This window comes from Acinetobacter sp. UBA3132 (genome assembly GCF_002364825.1).
Classification (GTDB): Bacteria; Pseudomonadota; Gammaproteobacteria; order Pseudomonadales; family Moraxellaceae; genus Acinetobacter; species Acinetobacter schindleri.
Genome location: NZ_DEZM01000145.1, coordinates 1 through 4,312 on the forward strand (window position 1 = coordinate 1; position 4,312 = coordinate 4,312).

3 protein-coding genes are annotated in these 4,312 nt (G+C 41.7%); all 3 read right to left on the bottom strand.

Annotated features, from left to right (window positions below):
* Positions 1 to 540: 540 nt before the first annotated feature.
* The 3 genes from ilvC to B4033_RS07985 all read right to left on the bottom strand — a co-directional run bounded on the left by ilvC (position 541) and on the right by B4033_RS07985 (position 3,879).
* Positions 541 to 1,557 carry a ketol-acid reductoisomerase gene (gene ilvC, locus B4033_RS07975; protein WP_286833032.1) on the bottom strand — a complete coding sequence of 339 codons (1,017 nt, stop codon included), beginning with the start codon at positions 1,555 to 1,557 and terminating at the stop codon, positions 541 to 543.
* A 106-nt stretch (positions 1,558 to 1,663) separates the two neighbouring features.
* Entirely contained in the window at positions 1,664 to 2,155 is a 492-nt protein-coding gene (gene ilvN, locus B4033_RS07980) for an acetolactate synthase small subunit (protein ID WP_004813125.1), read from the bottom strand.
* Positions 2,152 to 3,879, bottom strand: a complete 1,728-nt coding sequence (locus tag B4033_RS07985; RefSeq protein WP_004813127.1) for an acetolactate synthase 3 large subunit — start codon at positions 3,877 to 3,879, stop codon at positions 2,152 to 2,154. Before B4033_RS07985 ends, ilvN begins: the two co-directional genes overlap by 4 nt.
* Positions 3,880 to 4,312: the final 433 nt, after the last annotated feature.

Here is a 4,312-nt window from a genome sequence, read left to right on the forward strand (position 1 = left end):
GATCTCATTTTAAATATAAAAAATTTAATTGCTTCTGATTTTTTAAGACCTGTTAATACTTAAGAATAATTTTCAATTAATCATATAAACCATTATCTTCCTATAGCTTATTTTATTTTAATTTTATTTATCAACTTAGTATAATCCACCCTTAGATCTAACTATCCACATTTCCAACTTATCAAAGAAAATTAATAATCAATAAATAATTAATTATTTTTAAACCCAATAATTTACATTTCTAAAAATAAAAATATAAAAACACCATTCAATTTGAGTGGTTTTTTCCTTTAAATCAAATGATCCGAGAAATTAGTTTTACTCTTTATAACGATCTTGTTTGCTTGAATCCCGAGTAAAAAATACTGTTTTGTACGAAGTGCAAGGAGGCAAAGCACTGATTTAAATGAAGCGCAAGAAGTGAAAGCACTGCTTTCATCTATTTGAGGCACGAAGTTCAACTCAAATAAATTAGTTTTTTTACAAGACATAAAAAAGCCCCTGTTAAAAACAAGGGCTTTTCGACTTAGAAATTAGAACTTAGTTCTTTTCTTTGTCTACGATTTTGTTTGCTTGAATCCAAGGCATCATCGCACGAAGTTTGTTACCCGTTACTTCGATACCGTGAGCAGCATTTTGACGACGACGTGCAGTCATAGATGGGTAGTTCAACGCACCTTCTTGGATGAACATCTTCGCATATTCACCTGATTGAATACGTTTAAGTGCATTGCGCATTGCTTCACGAGACTGTTCGTTAATAACTTCAGTACCCGTTACATATTCGCCGTATTCAGCGTTGTTAGATACTGAGTAGTTCATGTCCGCGATACCGCCTTCGAACATTAAGTCAACGATCAATTTAAGTTCGTGTAAACATTCGAAGTATGCCATTTCAGGCGCATAACCAGCTTCAACCAAAGTTTCGAAGCCCATTTTAACCAATTCAACAGCACCACCACAAAGAACTGCTTGCTCACCAAATAAGTCAGTTTCAGTTTCTTCACGGAAAGAAGTTTCGATGATACCTGTACGGCCGCCACCAACACCTGATGCATAAGAAAGCGCAACGTTACGAGCGTTACCAGAAGCATCTTGATGAATAGCGATCAGGTCAGGAACACCTGAACCACGTTGATATTCAGAACGCACAGTGTGACCAGGCGCTTTAGGCGCAACCATGATTACGTCAAGATCAGCACGTGGAACAACCTGGTTGTAAAGAACAGAGAAACCGTGAGCAAATGCAAGAGTCGCGCCTTCTTTGATGTTTGGCTCAATTACGTCACGGTAAAGTTGAGATTGGAACTCGTCTGGAGTCAAGATCATCACTACGTCAGCTTGTGCTACAGCAGCAGGAACTTCAGCAACTTTAAGACCTGAATTTTCAGCTTTCTTCCAAGAAGCAGAGTTCGCACGTAAACCTACAGTTACGTCAACACCAGAATCTTTCAGGTTAAGCGCATGCGCGTGGCCTTGTGAACCGTAACCAATGATCGCTACTTTCTTAGATTGGATGATAGATAAGTCACAGTCTTTATCGTAAAAAATTTGCATTGCTGTCTCCGCTTAAATGCTTGTTTGTCCGTTAAATCAGGCAATGACCCTTAAATTTACATTGCCTGATACCCTCTTCTTATTCAGATGAGGAAATACTTAAAATTTAGATGGTGAGTACTTTTTCGCCGCGTGCGATACCCGAAACACCTGAACGAACCACTTCTAAAATGGTATGTTCTGCAAGTGCGTCAATAAACGCATCCACCTTTTCAGTTGTACCTGCAATTTGAATGGTATAAGTCGTTGGTGTTACATCAACAATCTGACCACGGAAAATATCGGCAGTACGTTTGATTTCATCACGCGATGAACCGAGTGCTTTGACTTTAATGAGCATCAGTTCACGTTCAATATGCGCACCTTCTGACAGATCCACTACTTTTACCACTTCAACTAATTTATTCAGCTGTTTAGTAATTTGTTCGATCTTGTGATCATCGCCATAAGTAGTCAATGTCAAACGAGAAAGTGTTGGATCTTCAGTTGGCGCAACGTTTAATGTTTCGATGTTGTAGCCACGTTGTGAGAATAAACCCACTAAACGGGAAAGCGCGCCTGCTTCGTTTTCAACAAGTACAGAGATGATATGTCTCATGCTGTGCGCTCCCCTTTTGCCAACCACATATCCTGCATTGACTGACCTGCAATAAGCATCGGATAAACGTGCTCAGAGCGATCAACCATTACGTTAATAAATACGCACTTATCATTGATTGCCATCGCCTCTTCAAGCTTAGACTCAAGCTCATCTGCATGATCAATCTGAATACCAACATGACCATAAGCTTCCATCAATTTTGCAAAGTCCGGCAATGACTCTACATAAGAGCTAGAGTGACGACCTTCATAGTTCATATCCTGCCACTGTTTTACCATACCCAATGCACGGTTGTTCAGGCACAGAATTTTCACGTTCAAGCCGTATTGCTTACAGGTTGAAAGCTCCTGGATACACATCTGGATCGATGCTTCACCAGTGATACACACCACTTGCTGATCCGGAAATGCAAGCTTAGCCGCCATTGCATATGGCAGACCTACGCCCATCGTTCCTAAACCACCTGAGTTGATCCATTGACGTGGACGCTTGTAGCGATAGTGCAATGCGCCGAACATCTGGTGCTGACCCACGTCAGAGGTGATGATCGCTTCGCCATTGGTCACTTTGTCGAGCGCACGAACTACTTGTTGAGGCTTCATCGAACCATCAGTCGGTAGATCAAACTTCAAGCAGTTCACTTGACGCCATTCATCAATTTGCTTCCACCATGCCGCAATCGCTTCAGGATTTGGCTTGGACACATTCATCTGTTTCAGCTGGTTCAGCATTTCGTTTAGTACAGGCTCTACTGCACCCACGATTGGAATGTGCGCCATGATGGTTTTAGAAATCGTCGCTGGGTCAATATCAATGTGAATGACCTTGGCATTTGGACAGAATTTCGCAGGATTATTGGTTACACGGTCATCGAAACGCGCACCAATACACAGAATCACGTCTGCATTGTGCATGCTCATGTTGGCTTCGTAAGTACCGTGCATACCGAGCATGCCCAGGAACTGTGGATCATCGCCCGGGAATGCACCAAGACCCATCAAGGTATTGGTTACTGGGAAGCCCAACAGATGTGCAAGTTCAGTCAATTGTGCTGAAGCATTGCCTTGAACCACACCACCGCCAGAATAAATCACCGGGCGTTTAGCATGAATCAGTTCGTCAATCGCTTTACGGATTTGACCTGAATGACCACGGTATGGTGGCTGATACGAACGCATCTTCACTTTTTCAGGATATTCGTAAGCAAATTTCTCTGCTGGATTGGTCGCATCTTTCGGAATATCAACAACGACTGGACCTGGACGACCAGAAGCAGCGATATAGAATGCTTTTTTGATAATTGCCGGAATTTCACTGGCATGACGAACCTGGAAGCTGTGCTTCACAATCGGACGGGAAATACCGACCATGTCCGTTTCCTGGAACGCATCCTCACCAATTAAGTGACTTGCAACCTGACCAGACAGGATCACCATTGGAATGGAATCCATATAAGCTGTTGCAATTGGGGTTACGGTATTGGTTGCGCCCGGACCTGAAGTCACCAGCACAACACCGGTCTTGCCTGTCACGCGTGAGTAAGCATCGGCCATGTGACCAGCAGCCTGTTCGTGACGTACGAGGTAATGATTAATTTTGTCTTGTTGAAATAGCGCGTCGTAGATATGTAGAACTGCGCCGCCTGGATATCCAAAAACATGTTCAACGCCTTCATCCGCTAATGCGCGAACGAGCATTTCACCACCAGATAGAAGTTCCAACGTGATTCACCCTAATATTATTCACTGCACAAATGGGAGGCATTTGCAGTGTTCATTCATTAACTGTCTGCACTGTTATAGCACATAAATTTCATAGTTTTCATAGCAATAGGAAAAAAAATCTGGCCTCTTTACTGTTCGAGCAATACAAGACCTAAAACATGTTGGGATAAACATATTTTGCTTAGCTTTGTTCAATTTCTCGGCTAGAGAAATCGCCCACTGCATGAAATGACACTTATTCGAAGGGTGATCGATCTAAGGCATATAAAACTATTGCAGCATTCTTGTGTTTTCAGTCTGTAAAGTCAAGTTCAAAAAACACTCTGTTTCATCTAGCTTTTAGGGTTTTTGCTGTTTTTCTAAACTTTTATTCAAGGTATAGCTTCATAGACCTTCTTTATCCAGCAAAAATATTTAATAAAATCATTAT